The organism is Pseudomonas sp. 05N431 (assembly GCF_056397005.1).
Genome location: NZ_JBFTMN010000017.1, coordinates 18,156 through 42,145, shown reverse-complemented (window position 1 = coordinate 42,145; position 23,990 = coordinate 18,156). Strand labels below are relative to the sequence as shown.

27 protein-coding genes are annotated in these 23,990 nt (G+C 59.7%); 11 read left to right on the top strand and 16 right to left on the bottom strand.

All coding sequences use genetic code 11. The annotated features are described in order from the left end of the window. Entirely contained in the window at positions 1-558 is a 558-nt protein-coding gene (locus AC1DIG_RS23795; protein ID WP_477769273.1) for a cysteine hydrolase family protein, read from the top strand. A gap of 119 nt (positions 559-677) precedes the next feature. Here AC1DIG_RS23795 and AC1DIG_RS23790 read toward each other — a convergent pair whose 3' ends face one another. The 4 genes from AC1DIG_RS23790 to AC1DIG_RS23775 are packed head-to-tail and all read right to left on the bottom strand — an operon-like array spanning position 678 to position 2,402. Continuing rightward, complete coding sequence (locus AC1DIG_RS23790; protein WP_007906737.1) at positions 678-887, bottom strand: SEC-C metal-binding domain-containing protein; 210 nt, start codon at positions 885-887, stop codon at positions 678-680. 5 nt (positions 888-892) lie between these two features. Beyond that, positions 893-1,378, bottom strand: a complete 486-nt coding sequence (locus AC1DIG_RS23785) for an LEA/WHy family protein (protein ID WP_477769272.1) — start codon at positions 1,376-1,378, stop codon at positions 893-895. A 45-nt stretch (positions 1,379-1,423) separates the two neighbouring features. Then, positions 1,424-1,900, bottom strand: a complete 477-nt coding sequence (locus tag AC1DIG_RS23780; protein WP_054595996.1) for a YchJ family protein — start codon at positions 1,898-1,900, stop codon at positions 1,424-1,426. Between the two features lie 4 nt (positions 1,901-1,904). After that, the gene (locus AC1DIG_RS23775; RefSeq protein ID WP_427533522.1) at positions 1,905-2,402 is read right to left on the bottom strand and encodes a DUF6231 family protein; all 498 of its coding nucleotides are present in this window, start codon (positions 2,400-2,402) and stop codon (positions 1,905-1,907) included. Between the two features lie 253 nt (positions 2,403-2,655). On the opposite strand from AC1DIG_RS23775, the gene AC1DIG_RS23770 reads away from it, so the two are divergent. Next, positions 2,656-2,934: a DUF1145 domain-containing protein gene (locus AC1DIG_RS23770; protein WP_477769271.1), complete on the top strand. Its 279-nt coding sequence runs from the start codon at positions 2,656-2,658 to the stop codon at positions 2,932-2,934. Further along, positions 2,927-3,685 carry a collagen-like protein gene (locus tag AC1DIG_RS23765; RefSeq protein ID WP_477769270.1) on the top strand — a complete coding sequence of 253 codons (759 nt, stop codon included), beginning with the start codon at positions 2,927-2,929 and terminating at the stop codon, positions 3,683-3,685. Before AC1DIG_RS23770 ends, AC1DIG_RS23765 begins: the two co-directional genes overlap by 8 nt. Positions 3,686-3,813: 128 nt before the next feature. On the opposite strand, the gene AC1DIG_RS23760 is transcribed toward AC1DIG_RS23765, so the two are convergent. Next, the gene (locus AC1DIG_RS23760) at positions 3,814-4,278 is read right to left on the bottom strand and encodes a CopD family protein (protein WP_477769269.1); all 465 of its coding nucleotides are present in this window, start codon (positions 4,276-4,278) and stop codon (positions 3,814-3,816) included. A 99-nt stretch (positions 4,279-4,377) separates the two neighbouring features. Here AC1DIG_RS23760 and dinG point away from each other — a divergent pair, with 99 nt between their 5' ends. From dinG to pdxH, 5 genes are all read left to right on the top strand, one after another. Beyond that, positions 4,378-6,522, top strand: a complete 2,145-nt coding sequence (dinG, locus tag AC1DIG_RS23755) for an ATP-dependent DNA helicase DinG (protein WP_427536894.1) — start codon at positions 4,378-4,380, stop codon at positions 6,520-6,522. 95 nt (positions 6,523-6,617) lie between these two features. Beyond that, entirely contained in the window at positions 6,618-9,005 is a 2,388-nt protein-coding gene (locus tag AC1DIG_RS23750; protein ID WP_477769268.1) for a beta-galactosidase, read from the top strand. Positions 9,006-9,108: 103 nt separating this feature from the next. Then, entirely contained in the window at positions 9,109-10,254 is a 1,146-nt protein-coding gene (locus AC1DIG_RS23745) for a serine hydrolase domain-containing protein (protein WP_477769328.1), read from the top strand. 147 nt (positions 10,255-10,401) lie between these two features. Continuing rightward, a complete protein-coding gene (locus tag AC1DIG_RS23740; RefSeq protein WP_477769267.1) occupies positions 10,402-11,439 on the top strand; it encodes an OmpA family protein in 1,038 nt (345 codons plus the stop codon). A 39-nt stretch (positions 11,440-11,478) separates the two neighbouring features. Then, entirely contained in the window at positions 11,479-12,126 is a 648-nt protein-coding gene (pdxH, locus tag AC1DIG_RS23735) for a pyridoxamine 5'-phosphate oxidase (protein WP_477769266.1), read from the top strand. Positions 12,127-12,131: 5 nt separating this feature from the next. On the opposite strand, the gene AC1DIG_RS23730 is transcribed toward pdxH, so the two are convergent. Beyond that, on the bottom strand, positions 12,132-12,368 hold the full coding sequence (locus AC1DIG_RS23730) for a hypothetical protein (protein ID WP_477769265.1): 237 nt from the start codon (positions 12,366-12,368) through the stop codon (positions 12,132-12,134). Between the two features lie 169 nt (positions 12,369-12,537). On the opposite strand from AC1DIG_RS23730, the gene AC1DIG_RS23725 reads away from it, so the two are divergent. Then, the gene (locus tag AC1DIG_RS23725; protein ID WP_477769264.1) at positions 12,538-13,002 is read left to right on the top strand and encodes an outer membrane lipoprotein; all 465 of its coding nucleotides are present in this window, start codon (positions 12,538-12,540) and stop codon (positions 13,000-13,002) included. 68 nt (positions 13,003-13,070) lie between these two features. Here the strand turns inward: AC1DIG_RS23725 and AC1DIG_RS23720 are convergent, their stop codons facing one another. The 3 genes from AC1DIG_RS23720 to nhaA all read right to left on the bottom strand — a co-directional run bounded on the left by AC1DIG_RS23720 (position 13,071) and on the right by nhaA (position 15,836). Further along, positions 13,071-13,322, bottom strand: a complete 252-nt coding sequence (locus tag AC1DIG_RS23720) for a pyocin S6 family toxin immunity protein (protein ID WP_477769263.1) — start codon at positions 13,320-13,322, stop codon at positions 13,071-13,073. A gap of 17 nt (positions 13,323-13,339) precedes the next feature. Beyond that, positions 13,340-14,527, bottom strand: coding sequence for an S-type pyocin domain-containing protein (locus AC1DIG_RS23715; RefSeq protein ID WP_477769262.1), 1,188 nt, complete (start codon positions 14,525-14,527; stop codon positions 13,340-13,342). Between the two features lie 121 nt (positions 14,528-14,648). Then, positions 14,649-15,836: a Na+/H+ antiporter NhaA gene (nhaA, locus tag AC1DIG_RS23710; protein WP_477769261.1), complete on the bottom strand. Its 1,188-nt coding sequence runs from the start codon at positions 15,834-15,836 to the stop codon at positions 14,649-14,651. Positions 15,837-16,119: 283 nt separating this feature from the next. Between nhaA and AC1DIG_RS23705 the strand changes: the two genes are divergently transcribed. Then, the gene (locus tag AC1DIG_RS23705) at positions 16,120-17,214 is read left to right on the top strand and encodes a PLP-dependent cysteine synthase family protein (protein WP_477769260.1); all 1,095 of its coding nucleotides are present in this window, start codon (positions 16,120-16,122) and stop codon (positions 17,212-17,214) included. Between the two features lie 123 nt (positions 17,215-17,337). Here the strand turns inward: AC1DIG_RS23705 and AC1DIG_RS23700 are convergent, their stop codons facing one another. The 3 genes from AC1DIG_RS23700 to AC1DIG_RS23690 form a co-directional block, all read right to left on the bottom strand. Then, positions 17,338-18,951 carry an NAD(P)/FAD-dependent oxidoreductase gene (locus AC1DIG_RS23700; protein WP_477769259.1) on the bottom strand — a complete coding sequence of 538 codons (1,614 nt, stop codon included), beginning with the start codon at positions 18,949-18,951 and terminating at the stop codon, positions 17,338-17,340. A gap of 111 nt (positions 18,952-19,062) precedes the next feature. Beyond that, positions 19,063-19,737 (bottom strand): COG3650 family protein, encoded by a 675-nt coding sequence (locus AC1DIG_RS23695; RefSeq protein ID WP_477769258.1) that lies wholly within the window; start codon positions 19,735-19,737, stop codon positions 19,063-19,065. Positions 19,738-19,830: 93 nt separating this feature from the next. After that, positions 19,831-20,430, bottom strand: coding sequence for a short chain dehydrogenase (locus tag AC1DIG_RS23690; RefSeq protein ID WP_477769257.1), 600 nt, complete (start codon positions 20,428-20,430; stop codon positions 19,831-19,833). Positions 20,431-20,534: 104 nt separating this feature from the next. Here AC1DIG_RS23690 and AC1DIG_RS23685 point away from each other — a divergent pair, with 104 nt between their 5' ends. Next, the gene (locus tag AC1DIG_RS23685; RefSeq protein WP_477769256.1) at positions 20,535-21,443 is read left to right on the top strand and encodes a LysR family transcriptional regulator; all 909 of its coding nucleotides are present in this window, start codon (positions 20,535-20,537) and stop codon (positions 21,441-21,443) included. A 16-nt stretch (positions 21,444-21,459) separates the two neighbouring features. On the opposite strand, the gene AC1DIG_RS23680 is transcribed toward AC1DIG_RS23685, so the two are convergent. The 4 genes from AC1DIG_RS23680 to AC1DIG_RS23665 are packed head-to-tail and all read right to left on the bottom strand — an operon-like array spanning position 21,460 to position 23,945. Then, the gene (locus AC1DIG_RS23680) at positions 21,460-21,957 is read right to left on the bottom strand and encodes a DoxX family protein (RefSeq protein ID WP_477769255.1); all 498 of its coding nucleotides are present in this window, start codon (positions 21,955-21,957) and stop codon (positions 21,460-21,462) included. Further along, positions 21,954-22,727: an HvfC/BufC family peptide modification chaperone gene (locus tag AC1DIG_RS23675; RefSeq protein WP_477769254.1), complete on the bottom strand. Its 774-nt coding sequence runs from the start codon at positions 22,725-22,727 to the stop codon at positions 21,954-21,956. The genes AC1DIG_RS23680 and AC1DIG_RS23675 overlap by 4 nt, the downstream gene beginning before the upstream one ends. Beyond that, entirely contained in the window at positions 22,724-23,617 is an 894-nt protein-coding gene (gene bufB / locus AC1DIG_RS23670; protein WP_477769253.1) for an MNIO family bufferin maturase, read from the bottom strand. Before bufB ends, AC1DIG_RS23675 begins: the two co-directional genes overlap by 4 nt. Positions 23,618-23,639: 22 nt before the next feature. After that, positions 23,640-23,945, bottom strand: coding sequence for a BufA1 family periplasmic bufferin-type metallophore (locus AC1DIG_RS23665; protein ID WP_477769252.1), 306 nt, complete (start codon positions 23,943-23,945; stop codon positions 23,640-23,642). Positions 23,946-23,990 lie beyond the last annotated feature (45 nt).

Below are 23,990 nucleotides of genomic sequence, written 5' to 3'. Positions count from 1 at the left end.
ATGGAGCTTCACACCAACGCAGCGTTGATCCTGATCGATCAGCAAAAAGGTATTCACCACCCCAAACTGGGGCCGCGCAACAATCCAGGCGCCGAGGATCGAATGGCACAGTTGCTGAGTGAATGGCGGCGTATGGCACGCCCGGTGATTCATGTGCAGCACTTGTCCCGCTCGCCGGAATCGGTGTTCTGGCCGCAGCAGTCGGGTGTCGAGTTTCAGGAACGGTTCGAGCCGCTGTCGGGCGAGCGTGTGATCCAGAAACAGGTCCCGGATGCGTTCAGTGGGACGACACTGGAAGCGGGTTTGTGTCAGGCGGGGATCGAACAATTGATCATCGTGGGCGTGGCGACGAACAACTCGGTCGAGTCCACGGCGCGTACGGCGGGCAATCTGGGGTTTGAAACCTGGGTCGTGGAAGACGCCTGCTACACCTTCGACAAGGTCGACTTCTTCGGCAAGGCGCATTCGGCGCAGGAGGTGCACGCCATGTCGCTGGGCAATCTGCACGGGGAGTATGCGACGGTAGTTCGCACCGCCGAGATTCTGATGGCTGATTAAAACCTGTGGGAGCGTGGCTTGCCCGCGAAAGGGGCGCCTCGGTACATCAGGCAGACCGCGTTATCGACTATCGCGGGCAAGCCACGCTCCCACAGGAGAGGATGCGTTGTGTTAGCGCATCAAGCGCCGTGGCACTTCTTGAACTTCTTGCCGTTGCCGCATGGGCAAGGGTCGTTGCGGCCAACGTCTTTCAACGCGTTGCGCACCGGCTCCTGGTGAGCGTGGCCGCAGTTCGGGCCGTGAACATGGCCATGGTCGTGATCATGGTGGTCGTGATGGTCATGATCGTGGTTGCAGTCAGGGCCATGGACATGGGGTTGCTGGGTCATCGAGGTTACTCCGGAATAAAATCGCCGGGAATTATCTCGCCATATCGGGCCTGGTGCACGTCATTGCCGATGAATAATCCGGTTTTCAACTCCCCTTCCAGGCGATAGGGGATCGGCTGGTCGGGTTTCTTCAGCATTTTCACCACCTCGCGCAGGTGTTGCCAGAGGTTGGTGCGGATCGGCACCTGGAAGTAGCTGCTGCTTTTCGGGTCGACGGTGAACCATTCGCTGGACTCGCCTTCGGCCAGCAGGAACTCGCTTAAATGAATCCGGTACACCAGGCCGCGAACTCTGAGGTCGGAGTCGTTGGGGTTGTCGACGCGAAAGTAGAGCATGAATTTCTGCTCAAGGAGTTTGGCACGCACCACTTCGACTTTGAGCAGATGGACTTGCGGGTCGAGGCTGTCGTCAGCGAACCAGGACGCGCAGCCACCAAGGCTCAGGAACATGAACAGGGTGACAATTCGTAAGGCGCGCTGCTGATGGGTCATAGTGGTAGTTCTCCTTGACCCCCAGTCTAGCCCCAAAAGATCGCCTCAAACGGTGAAATAACTCGCACAACACTTCTTGAATTTCTGCCCGCTGGCGCAGGGGCATGCATCATTGCGCCCGGCCTTGAGCTGCACGGTCGGGTCGATGAAGTACCAGCGCCCGGCGTTTTGCACAAAGGATGAGCGTTCGCGGTGGCTGTGCTCGCCAGTGCTGTCGTGCCAGCGTGCGGTGAAGGTGACGAATGCATGTTCGGGCTGTCCGCCGAAGACCTCCGAGCTTTCCACCTCAAGGCCAAGCCAGGTGCTTTGCGCGCTCCATTCGCTGATCGACTGACGATCCAGGCCTGCCTGCTGGGCGGGCAGGGTGGTGGCCACCAGATAGTCGATCAGCCCCAGCACATAGGCGCTGTAGCGCGAACGCATCAAGGCTTCGGCGCATGGCGCAGGGTGACCGGCGTGGTAGTGGCCGCAGCAGGCATCCAGCAGGGTGCCACTGCCGCACGGGCAAATGGACGTACTCATCGTGTTACCACCAGTATTTTCCGAAGTTTTCCGGATTGGCCCAGAACCGTGAGTTGAGCCAGTCAGGTACTTGTTTGTAGTCAAGCAGATCGTAGGTAAACAGTGTCAGGACCTGTTCGTCACGCTGGAAGCGTTCGCTGGCCTGCAGTGCCAGGGAAAAGAAGTCGGTTTCTTGCCAGCCACAAGCTTTCAGATCCGCCAGCACCGCGATGCGGCTGGCGTTGAGATTGCGTATCCCGCCGAGCAGGTTCAGGCCATCGCGTTTGGGCAGATGCTCAAGGCAGTCGAGCGCCAGCGCCAGGTCGAAGCGTTGTGCGGCAAGCTCAGGTGGCAGAGGGCCGGGCGCGACTTGCGCGACGCAGGCATCCGGGTGCGCGAGCTTGAAAGCCTCGAGTGCGGGGAAGTCGCTGGCGCCGATCAGCAACAGACGTTGTGGTGCATAACGGTCGAGCAAGGCAGCGAGCGCTTGCTGGGGCGTGCGCGAAGAAATACCTGCGGTCATCGAAGATCCTCAATCAGATGTGCGAAGACTAGCCTGCCCGAACGTGCGGGCCTAGAGGCGGTTTGCAGACAATGGCGAGGCCTGCCGTAAATACGCGGCAAAAAGCCGTAGAGTCGAACGGGCCATGGACCGCTGATCGACCGTTGTGGCGCTCTAAACCGGCCGTTCAGAAGAATTTTCGTTGGCCTCTGGCTTATCCCTTGTGGAAGTCGGTACTGTGCGCGCAAAGAATAATGATCTGCGGGGGGCGTACATGAAGGTGCTTTGGGGCTTGGGGAAGGGTTTGACCCTGTTGTTCTGGCTGGTAGTGCTGGTCAATCTGATCAGCCCGTTGATCAATCCGTTTCATCTGATGATCAATCTGATCGGCAGTCTGTTGCTGATGACCCATGTTGTGGAGCTGGTGCTCTATAACCGCAACCTTAAAGAGCGGGCTCATCCGTGGCGTGATCGCTTGCAGATCCTCGTTGTCGGTATTTTCCATGTGCAAACCCTTGCAACCCCTTCCGCCGGGGAGGTTCGTCATGCGTAAGCTCTGCCTGCTCGCCGCCTTGATCAGCCCGATGGCGATGGCTCAAGTGGTCACGGTCGAAACCAACTCGCTGCTGCGCTTGCCCAATGCCGCCAGCACCTTGCAGCTGGAGCGCCTGGAAGTCGGCGATAATGGCACGCTGCTGATCCCCTCCAACGTGACTGAACTGAGCGTTGGCGAGTTGCGTCTGGGCCGCGAAGCACGGATCGCCATTGTCCCCAGCGAACAGGCGCTGCAACTGAATATCAGCCGTGCGCAGCTTGCCAGTGGCAGCCAGATTACCTCGCGAGGCGCCCCGGGCACCTACCTCAAGGCCGCCCGCGCAGGGCGCAACCTGAATCTGCGGATTGTCTCGCTGAACGCTCCCGAGTTGTCGGTGGATGCCCGTGGCGGTGCCGGTGCGCCGGGTTACGTGGGGCTCGATGGCGGCAACGGTCAGGAGCCGGGCTGTACGTGGGGCCAGGCCGGGCATGGGGCGGATGGTGATAACGGTGGTGATGGTCATGCCGGCGCACCGGGCGCGCAGGTGCGTGTTGAATTGCCGCGTGATTACCCGGCCCAGCAGATCAAGGTGCTGGTCGACGGTGGCGCCGGCGGCGTGGCCGGTGCCGGTGGCAAACCAGGGGCAGGCGGAAAGGCCAAGGGCTGTTTTGTCTACCGTGCCGACGGCGGTAAAAGCGGTCGCGCAGGTGCACAAGGTCAGCCTGGTCCTGCCGGAGCGGCAGGTGCCGTGACGGTGCAGCGGTTGTAAGCAGCCTGCGTAACTGATCGTTCCCACTCTGCGTGGGAATGCAGCCCGTGACGCTCTGCGTCACAGGGGACGCGGAGCATCCTTGGCGGCGTTACCACGCAGAGCGTGGGAACGATCAGCGAGAGGAATCAGAACATCGGCCGAGCCGAAGCCACCGCCACCAGCAGCAACCCCAGCGACAGATTGATCCCCACCAGACGCCGAATCTTGCCCAGCGTCGCGGCACCCGTCGGCCAATCCTCGGCCAGTACCGCTTTGCGCAACTCCGGCAGATTCAGCGCCTGAATGCGGATAAACAACGCGGTCATCACCAGGTACAACCCCATCATGATCTGCACGTAACGCGGCGCGGTTTCAAAACCGCTGAAGCGCAGATGAATCAGCCCGACACCACTGATCGGCAAGATCACCACCGCGACCCAGACCCAGACAAAAAAACGTTGAAACACTTCTACCCAGAGCTTCAGTCGCGCAGGCCCTTCAAGTGCCTTCATGGCGGCGGGGCGCAGGACCATCCAGGCGAAAAACATGCCGCCGACCCAGATCAGGGCGGCCAGCACATGCAGGGTATAAATGAAGGCGAAAGGTGTCATCGGGGTACTCCGTTCTGCGCGGGATTAATTAGCGGGGTATGATAGCGGCCGAACCGAACCACTGAAAATTTATCCAGCGTTTTTTGCGCCCGACAATCCATGATCAGCACTGAACTCAAAACCACGATCCAGGGCGCCTACTCGCGTTTTCTCGAAGCCAAGAGCCTCAAGCCGCGTTACGGCCAGCGCCTGATGATCGCCGAAATTGCCAAGGTCCTCGGTGACATCGACACCGACGACGAAGGCCGGCGCAGTGGCGACCCCGCGATTGTCGCGGTGGAAGCCGGCACCGGTACCGGGAAAACCGTGGCCTACAGCCTGGCGGCGATTCCGACTGCCAAGGCTGCCGGCAAACGCCTGGTGATCGCTACGGCGACCGTCGCCCTGCAAGAACAGATCGTCTATAAGGACCTGCCGGACCTGATGCGCAACAGCGGGCTGAACTTCAGCTTTGCGCTGGCCAAGGGCCGTGGCCGCTACATGTGCCTGTCCAAGCTCGACATGTTGTTGCAGGAAGGCCACGCGCAAACCGCTACCGCGCAGCTGTTCGAAGAAGAAGGCTTCAAGATCGAGGTCGATGAAGCCAGTCAGAAGCTGTTTACCAGCATGATCGAAAAGCTTGCCGGCAATAAATGGGACGGCGACCGCGACAGTTGGTCCACCGCCCTTGAAGATGCGGACTGGGCAAGGTTGACCACCGATCATAGCCAGTGCACTAACCGACATTGTCCCAACTTCGGTCAGTGCGCCTTCTACAAGGCTCGCGAAGGTATGGGCAAGGTCGATGTGATCGTCACCAACCACGACATGGTCCTCGCCGACCTGGCCTTGGGCGGCGGTGCCGTCCTGCCCGACCCGCGCGACACCATCTACGTGTTCGACGAAGGCCATCATCTGCCCGACAAGGCGATCGGCCACTTCGCCCATTACACGCGTTTGCGTTCCACCGCCGACTGGCTGGAAACGACCGCCAAGAACCTCACCAAGTTGCTGGCCCAGCACCCGCTGCCGGGCGATCTGGGCAAGCTGATCGAACAAGTGCCGGAGCTGGCGCGTGAGATCAAGACCCAGCAGCAGTTCATGTTCACCGCCTGCGAACAGGTTGCCGAATTCAAGCCCGGCGAAGACGTCGAGGGCCGCGAACGGCCGCGTCATCGTTTCGTCGGCGGGGTGATTCCCGAGCATATGCGCGAGATGGGCATCGAGCTGAAGAAAGGCTTTGCCCGCCTGACCGATGTTTTTACCCGGCTTACCGAGCTGCTCAAGGAAGGCATGGATGGCGAGGTCAACATCGGCATCGCCAGCAATCAGGCCGAAGAGTGGTATCCGCTGTTTGGCAGTCTGCTGTCCCGTTCTCAAGGCAACTGGGAACTGTGGACGGCATTCACCGCCGAAGACCCGGAAGACAACCCGCCGATGGCGCGCTGGCTGACTCTGGCCGAAAGCGGTTCGCTGTTCGATATCGAGGTCAACGCCAGCCCGATCCTGGCGGCGGAAATGCTCCGTCGTAACCTGTGGAATGTGGCTTACGGTGCGCTGGTGACCTCGGCCACCTTGACCGCACTGGGCACCTTCGACCGTTTCCGCATGCGCGCCGGTCTGCCGAAAAAGGCCGTGACGGCGGTGGTGCCGAGCCCGTTCCATCATGCCGATGCCGGCGTGCTGCGGGTGCCGGACCTGCGCGCCGACCCACGGGACGCGGCGGCCCACACCGCGGCGATCATTCGTGACCTGCCGGAACTGGTCGAAGGCTCGCGCGGCACGCTGGTGCTGTTCTCTTCGCGCAAACAGATGCAGGACGTGTTCGACGGTCTGGACCGCGACTGGCGCAAGCAAGTGTTCATTCAGGGCAACCTGTCGAAGCAGGAAACCCTGAACAAGCATAAGGCGCGGGTCGATGGCGGTGACTCCAGCGTGTTGTTCGGCCTGGCGAGTTTCGCCGAGGGCGTCGACTTGCCGGGTGCTTACTGCGAGCACGTGGTGATCGCCAAGATCCCGTTCTCGGTCCCGGACGATCCAGTCGAAGCCGCGCTGGCCGAATGGATCGAAGCCCGGGGTGGTAATCCGTTCATGGAAATCTCGGTGCCCGACGCTTCGCTCAAGCTGGTTCAGGCTTGCGGGCGCCTGCTGCGTACCGAAGAAGACCGCGGCACCATCACGTTGCTTGACCGGCGTCTGGTCACGCAACGCTACGGCAAAGCTATCCTCAACGCGCTGCCGCCGTTTCGCCGCGAAATATCTTGAGACACGGTGGGCGAAATCGCCCACTTCGTTGTCTATCCCCCCACTACCGATTCCACACAGGCCGTTCACTGGTCGTTAGGGAGAACCTGGTTCATATGATTCGCCGTTCGTTACCCGCTGTTTTTGCCCTGATGTTCGCTGCGCCACTGCTGGCGGCTCCGGCCGGACAACAGACGCTGTTCAACTTTGTCCGGCCCGCCGATGTGGTCCAGGTGGCGACCCAGGACGCCAGTCTGCCGCAGTCCAATGCGGAGCAAACGGCCGAAGGTGAAGTGCTGCGCCGGGTGACCTTCAACCCGGCGGCGCAACCGAACCTGCGCCTGACTCCGCAAAGCGGCGCCTGGGACTGGTCGCAGTCTGGCGTCATGAGCCTGCGTATCCAGAGCGCGATGAACTGGCCTGTGACGCTCTACGTGAAAATCCAGAGTAACGACGGCAAGACCCTGGTCAGCCGCATCGATCTGCCGGCCGGGCCGGCGCAAACCCTGTTGGTGCCGCTGACACCAAGTTCGCCGTTGAGCCAGGGCCTGAAAGCCGGGCCACCGATGCCGATCACTGTTGAAGGCCAGCGTGTATTGCTGGCCAGCAGCACGGGTGAACTGGATCGCAGCCAGGTGGTGTCGGTGACACTGTCGATGGATCAGCCAAAAGTAGCCCAGAGCATCATGCTTGAGCGTTTTGGTGTGCAGGACGGCGAGGCGGTATTCAAAGCCGCCTACGGCTCTTTAGTGGACGCTTATGGTCAGTCCACTCGTGCGAAATGGCCGGAAAAAGTCGCCAGCGACGAACAGCTCAAAGCGGCGGCGAATAAAGAGCAACAGCAACTGAAAACCTGGCTGGCCGAGCGCGAGCGTTCGTCTTTGGACACGTTCGGTGGCTGGAGTAAAGGCCCGGCCTTCAAGGCCAGTGGCTTCTTCCGCACTGAAAAGCGTGACGGTCGCTGGTATCTGGTGACCCCGGAAGGTCACCCGTTCTATTCCCTGGGGGTCAATACCGTCACCGCCGATACCAGCCAGACCTACGTCGCCGGGCGCGAAGCCATGTTCGAGTCGTTACCCGCTAATGACGAGCCATTGGCCAGCCATTACGGTGAAGGCGACAACCGCAATGGCAATGGTGCCGATCAGGGACGCGGGTTCAATGCCGGTCGCTGGTATGACTTTTACGGTGCCAACCTGCAGCGCATTTATGGCCAGCCGTGTGCAGTCGCGAGTGAAACCAAGGCCGATGACGCCAAGGCTGAAACCGCCACAACCCCGTGCGCTCCCCACACGTTCGACGAAAAACGCTGGACCGGCCATACACTCGACCGCCTGCAAGCCTGGGGTTTCAATACCATCGGCGACTGGAGCGCTCCGGCGTTGGGCTTGAATGACCGCGTGCCGTACACCTTGCCGTTGTCCATCGTTGGCGATTACGCCAGCATCAGCACCGGCACCGATTGGTGGGGCGGCATGCCTGATCCGTTCGACCCGCGTTTCGCCATGGCCACCGAACGTGCCGTGGCCATTGCTGCCCGCGATCACCGCGACGACCCATGGCTGATCGGTTACTTTGCCGATAACGAACTGGCCTGGGCCGGTCCCGGCGATGACCCGAAAGCGCGTTATGCCTTGGCATACGGCACCTTGAAAATGACCACCGACGTGCCGGCCAAACGGGCGTTCCTCAAGCAACTGCGCGACAAGTACCGTAACCAGGCGGGCCTGTCGAAAGCCTGGGGCATTGACCTGCCGGCCTGGGAATTGATGGAAGACCCGGGTTTTGTACCGCCGCTGCCAAGTGCAGAGCACCCGGAAATCGAAGCTGACTTCAAATATTTCCAGAAAGTCTTCGCCGACACTTACTTCAAGACCATTGCCGATTCGCTGAAATGGCACGCACCCAACCACCTGCTGCTCGGTGGTCGGTTTGCCATCAGCACACCTGAGGCTGTCGAGTCTTGCGCGCAGTACTGCGATGTCCTGAGCTTCAACATGTACACGCTCAAACCTCAGGACGGTTATGACTTCGCCAAGTTGCAGGCGCTGGACAAACCGGTGCTGATCACCGAGTTCAACTTCGGCTCGCGTGATCGCGGTCCGTTCTGGGGCGGTGTGACGGAGCTGGCGAAGGAAGAAGACCGTGGGCCGGCCTATGCCAATTTCGTCAAGCAAGCGGTGAGTGAACCGTCGATTGTCGGCGTGCATTGGTTCCAGTATCTCGACCAACCGGTGAGCGGTCGTCTGCTGGACGGTGAAAACGGCCATTTCGGTCTGGTCGGGATCACCGATCTGCCGTTCCAGGGCTTTGTCGAGAGCGTGCGCAAGGCCAACTTGCAGGCCGTCGATCAGCTCGGTAAAGAAGCCGAGAAGGCCAAGGCTGCGGCGGATAAAGCCGAGAGTGCCGGTCATGACGACGCGGGCGGGAAAAAAGGTCGCGACAGCAAGGGCGCAGGGCAGGGGGCAGGTCATGCAGGTGGGCATTCGGCCAATGGTCATTAAAGCCTGAGATTGCCAGGTTCACGGCCCGCCCCTGTTCCCAAATCCCTCAAGGGCTGGAACAATGCAGGTCATTGTGTCGAAACGTTTTTTCGGAGAGTTACGGGTGCTGATTCAAGGTCATTACGAGCTTAAATTTGAAGCGGTGCGTGAAGCTTTCGCAGCACTCTTCGACGATCCGCAGGAACGTGGCGCGGCACTGTGCATTCAAATCGGCGGTGAAACCGTCGTCGACCTCTGGGCCGGTACTGCCGACAAGGACGGTCACGAGGCTTGGCACAGCGACACCATTGCCAACCTGTTCTCCTGCACCAAGACGTTTACCGCGGTGACCGCCTTGCAACTGGTCGCCGAAGGCAAGTTGCAGCTCGATGCTCCGGTCGCTAGGTATTGGCCGGAATTCGCCGCTGCTGGCAAGGAAGCGATCACCTTGCGTCAGTTGCTCTGCCATCAGGCCGGTCTGCCGGCCTTGCGCGAATTGCTGCCACCAGAGGCACTCTACAACTGGCAAACCATGGTTGACGCACTGGCCGCCGAAGCTCCTTGGTGGACGCCCGGTGAAGGCCATGGTTATGCGGCGATCACTTATGGCTGGCTGGTCGGGGAATTGCTGCGCCGCGCCGATGGCCGTGGTCCGGGCGAGTCGATCGTGGCACGTGTTGCACGACCACTGGGGCTGGATTTCCATGTCGGCCTGGCGGATGAAGAGTTCCATCGTGTGGCGCACATCGCACGTGGCAAGGGCAATGTCGGCGATGCGGCGGCGCAGCGCTTGCTGCAAGTGACGATGCGTGAGCCGACGGCGATGACGACCCGGGCGTTCACCAACCCGCCGTCGATAATGACCAGTACCAACAAGCCCGAATGGCGTCGTATGCAACAACCGGCAGCGAATGGCCACGGCAATGCCCGCAGCCTGGCCGGGTTCTACAGCGGACTGCTGGATGGCAGCTTGCTGGAAAGCGAGATGCTCCAGGAACTGACTCGCGAGCACAGCCTGGGCGAAGACAAGACTTTACTGACCCGGACCCGTTTCGGTCTGGGTTGTATGCTCGATCAACCGGATGTACCCAACGCGACCTTCGGCCTCGGCCCCGGAGCGTTTGGTCATCCGGGTGCTGGTGGCTCCATCGGTTTCGCTGACCCGGAACATGATGTGGCCTTCGGTTTTGTGACCAATACCCTTGGGCCGTACGTCTTGATGGACCCGCGTGCGCAGAAGCTTGTACGGGTTTTGGCCGCTTGTCTGTAAAGGGGAACTTCACGGCATTTTTTTGAAAAAAACTTGCCCAATGGTCGCAGGAAGGAACCCTGCGGCTTCTATAGTTTCAAAGCGTCTCTTTAATAATACGGGTCGTAACGACCCACAGCTTTCTATCTCATTTTGTGGATATCCCCCATGTCACCGAACAAATCTCTAGCCTTGGCAGTGTGTCTCACCATTACCGGTTGCGCACAAACCCCACAAAATGATGCAGACGGGGGCCACTGGTGGTCATTCGGTTCCGGTTCGGACAAGGTCGCGAGCAAAGACGTTGCCAAACCGGATGCGAAGGCCGCTGAAGACGCTGCTGCCGCGAAGGCCAAATCGACCGCAAGTGCTGCTGCGTCAACCGCACCGGCTGCAGTTCCAGGCTCTTCAGCTGCCGCAGCAGCCAAAGCCGATAGCGAAAGCAAATGGTGGTGGCCGTTCGGCGACCAGCCAAAGGCCATTACCAAGGCCGACATCAAAGATGTGCCAATGCCTGATCCGAAAATAACCCAGGCCTGGCTGGACAGCTACGAGCCACGTTTGCGCTCGGCAGTCCAGGACAGCCACTTGCAGGTTGAGCGTCGTGAGAACGTGTTGGTGGTCGTAGTGCCAGTGGATGACTCTTTCAACCCGAAACGTCCAGCCATGCTGCTGCCGTCGTCCCTGGGGCAGTTCACCAAGATCGCCAAGCTGGTTGAGCCCGACAACCAGGCTGCCGTCCTGGTACTTGGCCACGGCGACGCTGTGGGCACAACTTCCGACGCTCAACAACTGAGCAAGGACCGTGCGACTTCCGTTGCGTCGATCTTCAGCCTCAGTGGTTTGAAGCGTGATCGTCTGATGTTGCGTGGCATGGGCAGCTTGATGCCGCGCGCCGCCAATGACAGCGCCCAGGGCCGTGCCTTGAACCGTCGCGTGGAAATCATGCTGACCCAGCGCACCACCATGCTGGCATTGCTGAACAAGTACAGCCAGCCGACCCCACCACCGGTGGAAATGGTTGCAGCGCAGCCCGTCAAGCCCGCAGCACCAGCCGTGGACACGAAAAAAACAACGTCGAAGAAGAAAGGCGCTGCCTCTAAAAAGGCTCCGGCGAAGAAAGCTCCGGCCAAAAAACAGCCGGCCAAGAAACCAGCAGCTGCAGCCAAAGCGGATACAGCGGCAAAAAGCACCAGCGGCCAGTAATCGGCCTGCAACTGACTGATCAAGCACAAGGAAAACGCTATGCCCCGGACTCTGGCTGATATGCGTCGTGACTACACTCGCGATGGTTTGACCGAGGCTCAAGCCCCGGCCGAACCATTCGCGCTGTTTCATCAGTGGTTTGCCGAGGCGGTGAATACCGAGCAACCTCCGGTCGAGGCGAATGCCATGACCCTGGCCACGGTTGATCAGGACGGTCGCCCGCATTGCCGGATCCTGTTGCTCAAGGGGCTTGATGATCAGGGTTTTACCTTCTTCACCAACTACGACAGTGCCAAGGGGCAGCAGCTGGCGGGCAATCCGTTTGCTGCGATGACCTTCTTCTGGCCGACCCTGGAGCGCCAGGTGCGTATCGAGGGTCGGGTGGTGAAGGTCACGCCACAGGAATCCGATGCCTATTTCCAGGTACGGCCGCTGGGCAGTCGCCTGGGGGCCTGGGCGTCTCCGCAAAGTCAGGTGATTGCCGATCGTGCGGAGTTGGAAGGGCTGCTCAAAGTCACTGAAGAGCGCTTCAGCGATAGCCAGCCGCATTGCCCGGAACACTGGGGCGGCTATCGTTTGTTGCCAGAACGCATCGAGTTCTGGCAAGGTCGGGCGAGTCGTTTGCATGACCGTCTGAACTATCGACTGCAAGGCGCGGACTGGAGTCGCGAGCGCCTCGCACCGTAAACCGGCTACACAGTGGGGTAGGTGGCAGCCGCCGCCTCCAGCCACTGTGGCAGGTCCCGACGTTTGATATTCTGCTGCCGGGCAATGGCCAATTGTTGCAGCATGAACGCCTTTTTCCGCTCGTCATCGCCGGCGAGTGCCAGCGCCAGATCACGGTCCATCCAGCGTTTGATCCGTACGTACAGCCACCAATGGAAGTACAGCCCGGCAACGGTGGTGACGACAATGATGAAGTAATCCATGGAAATCCTTGATGCGGGTGACGCAGGTTCTGGAATTTGGCGCTACTGTGTGATGAGTTCTCAAGTGCAACTGTACTGCAACTGAATGAAACCAATTTTATCCGTGCGGTGCCGTGACAGGCGTCAAGCTGCGGAGTTTAATGAATACCTGTCCTTTGGAGTTGATGCTATGCGTAAGTCTGTTTTGCTGGTTGCTTCTTTTTCTACGATGGCGATGTTGCTCACTGGTTGCCAATCGAACCTGACCGGTGACTCCTACTCCCGTGACGAAGCACGTCGGGTGCAGACGATCCGTATGGGTACCATCGAATCCCTGCGTCCGGTGAAAATCGAAGGCACTAAAACCCCGATCGGCAGCGTAGCCGGTGCGGCCGTTGGCGGCGTTGCCGGTAGCTCCGTAGGTGGTGGCAAAGGCAGCATCGTCGCTGCGGTGATCGGTGCTGTGGCCGGCGGTCTGGCGGGTTCTGCCATCGAAGAAGGCGCGACCCGTACCCAAGGCGTGGAAATCACCGTTCGCGAAGACGACGGCAGCATGCGCGCCTACGTCCAGGAAGTTCAGCCAAACGAAGTATTCCGTGTTGGCGAACGTGTACGTATCTCCACCGTCGGTGGCACCAGCCGCGTGTCGCACTAAATTTTACGCGGTTAAAACAAAACCCCGATCAGGTAACTGGTCGGGGTTTTGTGTTTTTGGATGATTGTTTACGATGCTGAGCGGGTACCGATGAAGTACTCCAGGCCTACCGGAAAATCGACTTTGAGCAGTTCTGCTACCTGTATGACTTGGCTTTCTGTTAGTTCAAGCTCCCCAGGTTCTATTTCTTCAAAGGTTTTTGACTCGGTCAGTTGAGCCAGTGCCTGGTTTAACTCGTAATCTTTTACCGTCAGTTCGAACTGCAATGAGTCGTCCTGTTTTTCATCGGGATAAAAACCGGTGATGGATAGGTAGCGCATGGTTTTTTTCTCCTGAATCACTTTGGGGTCCTTCTTCCTGGCTTCGCAGCTTTTGTACGTTCGCCTGTTATGTGATTGAACTCACCCAAATGGATTCCTAATTTATCGTAAAGCTCTACAGCATCGCTTTTTGAATCCCATTCGTATATTCGGCCTTTGCGGTCTACCCATCGGGCTCTTTTTTTTCCTCCGCCTTGAACCGAGGCCTTTGATTTCACTCTGGATGTATCTGGAAAAGCAGGGAGTGTTTCGGGAGCATCGTAGTACTTATGATCCCCAGGCATGCTTACTACGATATAAACCGGCTTCACCCCCGAATCCGCCGGGAACACAAGAATGAAGTCCTTGTACTCAGGCGGATAAACCGGGTCGACGATGATGCTGTCAGCGGCTTTGGTAGGTGGGTAGACCCAAATGTGCGGTGCCTGGGGCGCGGCTTCCAGGGCCGGGATGCCAAGGATGCCCAAGGGATCCACGGCCGGCGTCCATATCAGCTCTAGACCATCGCCCAAGTCGGCCACCTGCTGAGTACCGTGCAGTTTGAACTGTACGACATCGACCATTTCCCAGTCGCGGTTCTTGCCGGTGTAAAAGCCGTAACCCTTGAGGCTGCCGTCGGTTTGTTGCTCGACCCGCAGACGAACCCGGGTGCGGGCCTGTTTGAGGCCGAGTAACTGATCTTCGGTGTAAAGCGAACTGTCCCCAAGGCTTGAAGGCCAGACCAGCGCCACTAATCCTGCCAGTGCACCGGCAACGACGCCGGTAGTCGCTAGCGGCACGCCACCAACAGCCGAACCGCCAAGGGCCAGGCTGCCAATGCCGGCGGGTAGTACGCTGCCACTGATTTTCTGAAGGGGTACCCGGCCGGATTCATCCGCCTCGCGTGCTCCGAGAAGAATCGGTTCGCCGTAGTCTTTCAGGCTGTCGGTGGGGACGGCCCCCGAAGGGCTCGAGTAATCGATGATTGCATTCGGCAGCTTGCAGGACTTGGCGAAGACGCATCCGGCCCGGACAGGGGCGGTTGGTTTGACGGCAAGCTGGCGATGCTTTTCGAAGGCAGCCTGCCTTGCGAGCATGTCGTCGTAGGATTTTTGTCTTGCGTCACGTTCTGCCAGTTCGGTGGCAGTCATGTAGCGATGGGTAATGTGATGCCCATCGCCTGACGGTGGGTTCGGAACCCGGGGGATGTCCTTGTTGCCAGCCACTGATTGTCCTTGTTCGGTTCGTCCATCGGCAGCCCTGTGAAGGGCTGCACGACGTTATCGAACGTGGCTGAGCGTGGCTGTAGGACTAGTCTTGAATGTACCCGGGTTCTATCTTTTGCGATTAAGAGGTGAGCGCCGCGTTCTTGCGACTGGCCCCAGCCATCAAGGCGTAGCCGATCAGTGCGGCGAGGATCGAGCCAGTGAGAATGCCCATGCGGTCCATGCCGGCGTATTCGCTGCTGCCCGGCACAAAGGCCAGGGAACCGACAAACAGACTCATGGTGAAACCGATACCGCAGAGGATCGCCACGCCGAGTACCTGGCCCCAATTGGCGCCAGCGGGCAGGGACGCAATACCTATTTTGACGGCGAGCCAGGTCAGGCCGAAGACACCGACGGTCTTGCCCAGCAGCAAACCGGCGGCAATGCCCATCGGTACGTGGTGGGTGAAGCTCTCAAGGTTAACGCCAGCCAGTGAAACACCGGCATTGGCGAAAGCGAACAACGGCAGGATCCCGAAGGCCACCCAAGGGTGCAGCGCGTGCTCCAGGCTCAGCAGCGGTGACGGTTCAGCGTTTTTGGTGCGTAGCGGAATGCAGAACGCCAGGGTCACACCGGCCAGCGTGGCGTGGACACCGCTCTTGAGTACGCACACCCATAGAATCAGGCCAATGATCATGTAGGGGCCGAGCTTGACCACGCCTAGCCGATTCATCGCCACCAGCGCCACGAGACAGGCTGCGGCCAGCATCAACGACAGCGTCGACAATTCGCCAGAGTAGAAAATCGCAATGACGATGATTGCACCCAGGTCGTCGATGATCGCCAGGGTCATCAGAAACAGCTTCAGCGAGACCGGCACACGCTTGCCAAGCAAGGCGAGCACACCCAGTGCAAAGGCGATGTCGGTGGCCATCGGGATCGCCCAGCCGCTCAGGGCTGGCGGGTTGTCTTTGTTGAGGAACCAGTAGATCAGCGCCGGCACGACCATGCCGCCGATGGCGGCTGCACCCGGCAGGACGATCTGCGACGGTTTGGACAGGTGGCCTTCAAGGATTTCGCGTTTGACCTCGAGGCCAATCAACAGGAAGAACATCGCCATCAGGCCGTCGTTGATCCATAACAACAGCGGTTTGGCGATTTTCAGGGCGCCGATCTGGGCGACCACGGGAGTGTCCAGCAGGCCGTTGTAGAGCCAGGACAGCGGTGAGTTGTTGATGATCAGGGCAAGAGCTGCAGCGGCAATCAATAACAGACCGCTGGCAGCTTCCAACTGAAAGAAACGCGTGAAAGTGCTACGCAGAGGCAAGGTCGCTCTCCATCTATCGATTCAAAAGGTGGACCACCCTAACCCGTACGGTTAGTTGTTAAAACAAAAGTTATATTCTTTTTTGTTATATGTCGTTACAACGTTGCCGCCTGACCCCGGCTTGAGCCTAGCAGTTGGCTGGCGTATTGGGCCTCAGCTGTACCTGTGCGTTATGCAGGTTTTTTCCTAAGCTTGTTGACTGAGCCTTTCGACAAGGTCAATCCGTTGCCTGCTGTTACCGCCAGGTTTCCCTACGCCTAATCGATTCAACGAGAAAAAGACCATGAGCGACAACCGTCAGTGGGCCCGCGAAGCCATCCGGATCATCGAAGCCGACTTCCAGCGCAGCGCCGATACGCACCTGATCCCTTTGCCACTGCCGGGATTGCCGGGCATCGAGTTGTACTTCAAGGATGAATCCAGTCACCCCACCGGTAGCCTCAAACATCGACTGGCGCGCTCGTTGTTTCTTTATGCGCTGTGTAACGGCTGGCTCAAGCCGGGAGCGCCGGTGATCGAGGCGTCCAGCGGTTCGACGGCGATCTCCGAGGCGTATTTCGCGCGCTTGCTCGGTTTGCCGTTCATTGCCGTGATGCCGGCCACCACGTCTCAGGAAAAGATCGCGCAGATCGCCTTTTACGGTGGGAAAAGCCATCTGGTGCAGGACCCGACGCAAATCTACGCCGAGTCTGAGCGTCTGGCGCGGGAGCACGATGGCCATTTCATCGACCAGTTCACCTATGCCGAACGCGCCACCGACTGGCGAGCCAACAACAACATTGCCGAATCGATCTTTCAGCAGATGCGTTTCGAACGTCATCCTGAACCGAGCTGGCTGATTTCCAGCCCTGGAACGGGCGGCACCACCGCGACCTTGGGGCGCTATGTGCGTTATCGCCAGCATTGCACCCGCGTGTTGTGCGCCGATGCCGAGCGTTCGGTGTTCTTCGAGTACTACCAGACTGGCGACGCGAGCTTGCGCCTGGATTGCGGTTCGCGGATCGAAGGCATTGGTCGTCCGCGGGTCGAGGCGTCGTTCTTGCCGAAGGTCATCGATGCGATGGTGAAGGTGCCGGACGCGCTATCGCTGGCGGCCATGCATTATCTGGCGCAGCGTCTGGGCCGGCACGTGGGCGGTTCCAGCGGGACAAACCTGATCGGAGCCCTGATGGCTGCCCAGCAGATGATTGCAGCAGGAGAGAGTGGCTCAATCGTGGCGATTCTGTGTGATAGCGGCGAGCGTTACGCGACCACCTATTACAATCAGGACTGGTTGAAGGCTCAGGGTTATGAGTTGAGTGGCCTGATCGCGACCGTGGCGGCCAGTGCCGAGCGCGGTGAGCCGCTGCCGACCAGCGTATTACGCGCCAATATCTGAGATCGCTCAGACGCTGAACATTCCTGTGGGAGCGAGCTTGCTCGCGATGACGGTTTAACATTCAACAGAGATGTTGACTGAGACATCGCTATCGCGAGCAAGCTCGCTCCCACAGGGTTTCGGTCAGGCCTCGATACCGAGAATATCCCGTGCCACGGCTTCGGCAATGCGAATCCCGTCGACACCCGCCGACAGGATCCCACCGGCATAACCGGCGCCTTCACCGGCCGGGAACAGGCCTTTGACGTTCAGGCTTTGCATCGACTCGTTACGGGTAATCCGCAGCGGCGATGAAGTACGGGTTTCGATCCCGGTCAGCACCGCGTCGTGCAGCGAGTAGCCGCGAATCTGTTTCTCGAAGGCCGGCAAGGCTTCACGAATGGCATCGATGGCAAACGCCGGCAAGGCCAGCGCCAGATCGCCCAGGGCAACCCCGGGTTTGTAGGAGGGTTCGACGCTACCCAAGGCAGTCGACGGCTTGCCTGCGATGAAATCGCCGACCAGTTGCGCCGGTGCTTCGTAGTTGCTGCCACCCAGCACAAAGGCGTGGGACTCCAGGCGCTCCTGCAACTCGATCCCGGCCAATGGACCACCCGGATAGTCGACTTCCGGGGTGATGCCTACAACAATCCCGGAGTTCGCGTTACGTTCGTTACGCGAATACTGGCTCATGCCGTTGGTCACCACACGGTTCGGCTCGGATGTTGCCGCCACCACGGTGCCGCCCGGGCACATGCAGAAGCTATAGACCGAACGACCGTTCTTGGCGTGGTGCACCAGTTTGTAGTCGGCGGCCCCGAGTTTCGGGTGACCGGCGTATTTGCCCAGGCGCGCGCTGTCGATCAGCGATTGCGGGTGTTCGATACGGAAACCCACCGAAAACGGCTTGGCTTCCATGAACACGCCACGGCCGTGGAGCATGCGGAAGGTGTCGCGGGCGCTGTGGCCGAGGGCAAGAATCACGTGTTTGGAGTGGATCTGTTCGCCGCTGGCGAGCTCGATACCGGTCAACTGGCCGTCTTCGATCAGCACGTCAGTGACTTTTTGCTGAAAGCGTACTTCACCGCCCAGCGCGCGAATCTGCTCACGCATGTTTTCGACGACGCCGGTCAGACGGAACGTACCGATGTGCGGTTTGCTGACGTAGAGGATTTCTTCCGGCGCGCCGGCTTTGACGAATTCGTGCAGGACTTTGCGGCCGTGATGCTTGGGGTCCTTGATCTGGCTGTACAGCTTGCCGTCAGAGAATGTCCCCGCGCCGCCTTCACCGAATTGCACGTTGGACTCGGGATTCAGCACACTTTTACGCCACAGGCCCCAGGTGTCCTTGGTGCGCTGACGCACTTCCGTGCCGCGCTCGAGAATGATCGGCTTGAAGCCCATCTGCGCCAGCAGCAACCCGGCGAAAATCCCGCATGGGCCGAAGCCGACCACGATCGGCCGTTGACTCAAATCCGTCGGAGCCTGGCCAACGACCTTGTAGCTGATGTCCGGCGCCGCATTGACGTTACGGTCGTCGGCGAACGTGTGCAGCAACTTCGCCTCATCGCGCACGCTGAGGTCGATGGTGTAGATGAAGCACAGTTCGGAGGATTTTTTGCGCGCGTCGTAGCTGCGCTTGAACAAGGTGAAATCGAGCAGGTCTTCACTGGCGATGCCCAGGCGCTGCACGATGGCAGGCCGCAGGTCTTCTTCGGGATGGTCGATCGGCAGCTTGAGTTCGGTGATTCGTAACATGACGGGGTCCGGTTCGCGGGGGCGCACAACTGCGCCAAAGGCGTTTCACAAACCGGCGATTATAAGCCTCAACGGCTCGTTCCGGTGAGGCTAAAACAGCATCCTGTCGAATCAGTCGTTACGCGAGCCGCCGAAATACGCGCAGCCACGTTGTACCTGGCCGTTGACTCGCAACTCGGCGCTCATGAATTGAACGCTGCCACGGGTGCTGTCGACGCAGCGTTGTGGCGCGATCCAGAGTTCAACGTGTTGATCATTGGCTTCGCTACTGAGGCTGAAACGCCCGTCACCGAGTTGTTCTTCCAGAAACGGCAAGGCCAGCGCAGGCTGGCCGGCGCGCTCGACCACCATGCCCTTGGTGTTGACCTTGACGTTCCAGTCGGGCGTAGTGCCGCCGGCACGCAGGATCAGCCGCTGGAAGTTGGGGTCTTCACAGGCCGCGCTCGAGCGTTCGACGCGGTATAGTTGCTGCACGTCGAACTGGGCGCCCGCGTCAGCTGATTTGCCCGTGGCAACCCGGCCGCGCACGTCAGCGAAAACCTTGTGCTGCGGGCCTGCCAGCGTTGCGGCTTCCTGCAGGATGCTGGTGCTGCCGGCGTCATTGACGACATACAGCTTGTTTTCCTGGCACGGCTGAAACATCAGCTTGCCATTGTTCATGCTGAGTTCGCCCTGCATGCGGGTCAGGCCCGCCATGGACGGTTTCTCAGGCTGGCTCTGCAGCAACTGGCAACCGGCGAATACAGGAAGCAGGGCGACAAACATCAGGGAACGGGCAGCACGCATCGTTGGGTCTCCAGACAAGTGCCGCCACGTTACTCAGGCTGACCGCTCATCACAACCCTGCAGTGCACCTGCCTTCCTGTAAACGCGTCGTTCTTAGCCGACGTTATAGGTCTGGCCAGTCTGCAAGCCCTCTACGCTTTTCGCGTAGGCCAGCGCCACTTCGGCGGCTGGGACCGGCTTGAATCCGCGGAAGTACGGTGCGTAGCTGCCCATGGCTTCAACCAGTACGTTAGGGCTCACCGAGTTGATCCGCAGGCCACGTGGCAATTCGATAGCCGCCGCTTTAACGAAACTGTCCAGGGCGCCGTTGACCATCGACGCCGAGCTGCCGGTACGAATCGGATCGTGGCTGAGAATGCCGGTGGTGAAGGTGAACGACGCACCGTCGTTGGCGAAATCCCGACCGATCAACAGCAGATTGACCTGGCCCATCAGCTTGTCTCGCAAGCCCAGCTCGAAGTCTTTTTCGGTCATGTTCGCCAGCGGCACGAAGTTGACGCTGCCGGCGGCGCAGATCAGCGCATCGAATTTACCGGTCTGTTCGAACAGCTTGTGGATCGAGGCGTTGTCACTGATATCGACCTGGAAGTCACCACTCTTGCGACCGATACGAATGATTTTGTGGCGCTGGGACAGTTCCCGGTCAATGGCCGAGCCGACAGTGCCGGAGGCTCCAATCAAAAGAATTTTCATCGTGCGAATCCTCAAGTGGGTGAATGTGGTTTCAGTTTAGTGTGGTTTTTTTTATTGATAAGCGTGCTAATGGGCAACCTTTGGTTTTCAAATGGAAACAATCCATGAGCGAAATGGATGATCTGGCGGCGTTTGCAGTGTTGATCGAGGCCGGCAGTTTCACGCTGGCAGCGCAGCAACTGGGGTGTAGCAAGGGGCAACTGTCCAAGCGCATCAGTCAGCTGGAAACACGTTTCAGCGTAGTGCTGCTGCAGCGAACCACACGGCGTTTGAGCCTGACGGCGGCCGGTGCGGCGTTGTTGCCGCAAGCGCAGGTGCTGGTGATTCAGGTAGAGCGGGCGCGACAGGCCCTGGCACGGTTGAAGGACGACATGGCCGGGCCGATTCGGATAACGGTCCCGGTGTCGCTGGGGGAGACTTTTTTCGATGGGTTGCTGCTGGAGTTTTCCCGAGAGTACCCCGACGTGCAGATCGAACTTGAGCTGAACAACAGTTACCGCGACTTGTCGCGGGACGGGTTCGATCTGGCGATTCGTTCAGAGGTGGCCAACGACGAGCGAATGGTGGCCAAGCCGCTGTTGGCCTGGCACGAGATGACCTGCGCCAGCCCGGCTTACCTTGAGCAGTTTGGCGAACCGCAGACCCCGTCGCAGCTGGCGGATCATCGTTGCCTGCTCAACAGCCATTACAGCGGCCGGGAAGAGTGGCTGTATCACCAGCAACATGAACTGTTGCGGGTGCGGGTCTCGGGACCGTTCGCCAGCAACCACTACAACCTGCTGAAGAAGGCTGCGCTTGCCCATGCGGGGATCGCGCGCCTGCCTTCTTACTTGCTCCAGGCTGAGCTGGCCGATGGCCGTTTGCGCTGGCTGCTGCGTGACTATCAGACCCGCAGCATGCCGATGTATCTGGTGCATCCGTATCAGGGCGGCTTGCCCAAGCGCACACAAGTATTGGCCGATTACCTGATGAGGTGGTTCAAGCGCAGCGGCGAAGCACTGGATCGGCTGTAGCAGCTACGGCAAGGGCTTAGCGTTTGGCGATCAGATGATCGATTGACAGCGCGCCCGGACCTCTGGCCATCAGATACAACAGAATGGCTGCCCAAGTGCCGTGGGTCGGGTAAGCGTCCGGGTAGACAAAGGTCTGAATGGTCAGCGTCATGCCCAGTAACGCCAGGGCAGAGAAGCGTGTAGCGAAGCCGACGAGAATCAGGATCGGGAAGAAATGCTCGGCGAAGGCCGCCATGTGCGCCGCCAGTTCCGGGGACAGCAGCGGCACGTGGTATTCGCTTTGGAACAACGGAATGGTCGAGTCCGCGAGGTGCGGAATACCGAGCTGGAAGGTGCCGCCGAACAAATCGATGGCCAGTCCCTCGACCTTGGTCTGGCCAGACTTCCAGAACACCGCGGCAATGGAGAAGCGTGCAACGAAGGCGATCAGGCTGTGGGGGATCTTCTCGAACAGTTCGATGATCCGTTCGATCAGGTGGGTGATGGCGTTCGGGTGTTCGGTGCGGGTGTTCATGGCGATACCTTGTCGTGTTGCAGATGGATGATGGCGTGATGGCCGATCAGCAGCGCCAGGCACTGGCTCAGGTCAAACGCCGGTGCGGCGTCCAGGGCATCGGCTACCGCTTGCCCCAAAGGGCGGTTGTTTTGCAGGTTGTGGATGAAGGTTGCAGTGCCGACGTCAATCGCAAAGACCTCAACCTCCAGGCCGTTGCGCAGCACCAGCGCGCTTTGCGGGTGATACGGCTCGAGGTTCCGGGGCGCTGTGTCAGTCTGGTGGGCGGCCCATAGCGCAACTACGGCATACGCCGAGCTCAGCGTGAACGTCGAGGGATGCAAATGAATGCGTAACTCTGCTAGCGCTTCGGGCTCGCTCATGGCTGCTGCGATGTGTGCAGGGGCGACGGCGTTGGCATCCGCAGCGTGATAGGCCATCACCCGCAAGCGCTCCAGGCGTGCGACGTCCGCCAGATACGGCACTGAAGCGGCCGGCGCAAAGTGCTCGATGAAACTGGCGAAGTCACAGCCGTAGTCGTTGATCAGCGCACTGGTCGGCGGAAAATCCCGCACATAAAACTGGGCCATGGCCCGAAAAAACGCTTCTCCGACCAACTGCGAAACCACCGGATAGCTGTCGGCCAAGGCGTTGATCAACGAGCTCTGCACGTTGTTGCGGTACACCACGAAGCGGCTATCCGGGTCAGCGTCGTTGGCGCTGAACAAACCGTCAGGGCAGGGTCGTCGAGGATCAAGCAGGGCAGCGGCGAAATCGGCTTGAGTGTTCATCGGCGTACCCCGGTGTAACCCAGCAATTCATCGGCCTGGCGGGCCTCGGCGTGCAGCACGGAAAATGCAGGCACCTGATTGTCGCGCTCAATCAGTGTGGCCACCGGCCCGACGCGCTCGAGAACACGCGTGTACAGCGCCCACACGGCGTTATCGATGGGGGCACCGTGATCGTCGATCAGCAGGCGATCGCCGAGGCTGTCAGTGTCTTCGGCAAATCCGGCCAGATGGATCTCGCCCACGGCGTGCAGCGGCAGTGCGTCGAGGTAGGCCAACGGATCGCGCTGATGATTGATGCAGGAAACGTAGACGTTGTTCACATCCAGCAGCAAGCCGCAGCCGGTGCGGCGGATGACTTCAGAGATGAAACAGGCTTCTTCCATGTCGGAGCGCTGGAACTGCAAGTAAGTCGCCGGGTTTTCCAGCAGCATGGGGCGTTTCAGATGCTGCTGGACCTGATCGATATGCTCGCAGACCCGCTGCAGTGTCGATGGGTCATAGGCCAATGGAAGCAGGTCATTGAGAAACACCGGGCCGTGGCTCGACCAGGCCAGGTGTTCGGAAAAGGATTGGGGTTGATAGCGTTCGATCAGATGGGCGAGGCGGGCAAGGTGTTCGGTATCCAATGGACCTTCGCCGCCGATCGATAGACCGACGCCATGCAGCGACAGCGGATACTGCTCGCGGATCAAGCCCAGGTAATGATGAAACGGGCCGCCGGCCACCATGTAGTTTTCGGCGTGGACTTCGAAGAAGCCGATGTCCGGGCGAGTACCAAGTACTGCACCAAAGTGCCCGGTCTTGAGCCCCAGCCCCGCGCGGGGCGGGAGCTCGGACGCCAATGCCTGAGTGTGAGAATGTACGGTGTGCAGCGCTGAAGTAGTCATCATCAACACCCAGGCAGAGGAGGGATTACGACTTGGCTTTGTAGGCGGCCATTTGACCGAAGCCGGTCGGTGAGGTCGGGCTGGCAGTCTTCTCGCAAGTGCCTTTTGGTACCAGCTTGAAGTGATTGCTCTCGTAGTCGACTTTCGAGGTGCCTGCGCAGGTAGTGCCTGCACCTGCGGCGCAATCGTTCTTGCCTTTCATGGCGACGCCAAAGCATTTTTCCATGTCAGTGGCGGCGTGGGCAGTGGTCGGCAGAGCCGCGATGCTCAAAGCGGAACCCAGGGCCAGGGCGAGGGCGGCGGCGGACAGGGTGCGAGTGGTAGCAGTCATGATGTTTCTCCAAATAAGGGGTGGGTTCAAGTAAGCGTTGATGCT

Coding starts and splice junctions, on each gene's coding strand:
- AC1DIG_RS23795 (WP_477769273.1), top strand. CDS start 1: ATGGAGCTTCACACCAACGCAGCGTTGATCCTGATCGATCAGCAAAAA.
- AC1DIG_RS23790 (WP_007906737.1), bottom strand. CDS start 887: ATGACCCAGCAACCCCATGTCCATGGCCCTGACTGCAACCACGATCAT.
- AC1DIG_RS23785 (WP_477769272.1), bottom strand. CDS start 1,378: ATGACCCATCAGCAGCGCGCCTTACGAATTGTCACCCTGTTCATGTTC.
- AC1DIG_RS23780 (WP_054595996.1), bottom strand. CDS start 1,900: ATGAGTACGTCCATTTGCCCGTGCGGCAGTGGCACCCTGCTGGATGCC.
- AC1DIG_RS23775 (WP_427533522.1), bottom strand. CDS start 2,402: ATGACCGCAGGTATTTCTTCGCGCACGCCCCAGCAAGCGCTCGCTGCC.
- AC1DIG_RS23770 (WP_477769271.1), top strand. CDS start 2,656: ATGAAGGTGCTTTGGGGCTTGGGGAAGGGTTTGACCCTGTTGTTCTGG.
- AC1DIG_RS23765 (WP_477769270.1), top strand. CDS start 2,927: ATGCGTAAGCTCTGCCTGCTCGCCGCCTTGATCAGCCCGATGGCGATG.
- AC1DIG_RS23760 (WP_477769269.1), bottom strand. CDS start 4,278: ATGACACCTTTCGCCTTCATTTATACCCTGCATGTGCTGGCCGCCCTG.
- dinG (WP_427536894.1), top strand. CDS start 4,378: ATGATCAGCACTGAACTCAAAACCACGATCCAGGGCGCCTACTCGCGT.
- AC1DIG_RS23750 (WP_477769268.1), top strand. CDS start 6,618: ATGATTCGCCGTTCGTTACCCGCTGTTTTTGCCCTGATGTTCGCTGCG.
- AC1DIG_RS23740 (WP_477769267.1), top strand. CDS start 10,402: ATGTCACCGAACAAATCTCTAGCCTTGGCAGTGTGTCTCACCATTACC.
- pdxH (WP_477769266.1), top strand. CDS start 11,479: ATGCCCCGGACTCTGGCTGATATGCGTCGTGACTACACTCGCGATGGT.
- AC1DIG_RS23730 (WP_477769265.1), bottom strand. CDS start 12,368: ATGGATTACTTCATCATTGTCGTCACCACCGTTGCCGGGCTGTACTTC.
- AC1DIG_RS23725 (WP_477769264.1), top strand. CDS start 12,538: ATGCGTAAGTCTGTTTTGCTGGTTGCTTCTTTTTCTACGATGGCGATG.
- AC1DIG_RS23720 (WP_477769263.1), bottom strand. CDS start 13,322: ATGCGCTACCTATCCATCACCGGTTTTTATCCCGATGAAAAACAGGAC.
- AC1DIG_RS23705 (WP_477769260.1), top strand. CDS start 16,120: ATGAGCGACAACCGTCAGTGGGCCCGCGAAGCCATCCGGATCATCGAA.
- AC1DIG_RS23700 (WP_477769259.1), bottom strand. CDS start 18,951: ATGTTACGAATCACCGAACTCAAGCTGCCGATCGACCATCCCGAAGAA.
- AC1DIG_RS23695 (WP_477769258.1), bottom strand. CDS start 19,737: ATGCGTGCTGCCCGTTCCCTGATGTTTGTCGCCCTGCTTCCTGTATTC.
- AC1DIG_RS23690 (WP_477769257.1), bottom strand. CDS start 20,430: ATGAAAATTCTTTTGATTGGAGCCTCCGGCACTGTCGGCTCGGCCATT.
- AC1DIG_RS23685 (WP_477769256.1), top strand. CDS start 20,535: ATGAGCGAAATGGATGATCTGGCGGCGTTTGCAGTGTTGATCGAGGCC.
- AC1DIG_RS23680 (WP_477769255.1), bottom strand. CDS start 21,957: ATGAACACCCGCACCGAACACCCGAACGCCATCACCCACCTGATCGAA.
- AC1DIG_RS23675 (WP_477769254.1), bottom strand. CDS start 22,727: ATGAACACTCAAGCCGATTTCGCCGCTGCCCTGCTTGATCCTCGACGA.
- bufB (WP_477769253.1), bottom strand. CDS start 23,617: ATGATGACTACTTCAGCGCTGCACACCGTACATTCTCACACTCAGGCA.
- AC1DIG_RS23665 (WP_477769252.1), bottom strand. CDS start 23,945: ATGACTGCTACCACTCGCACCCTGTCCGCCGCCGCCCTCGCCCTGGCC.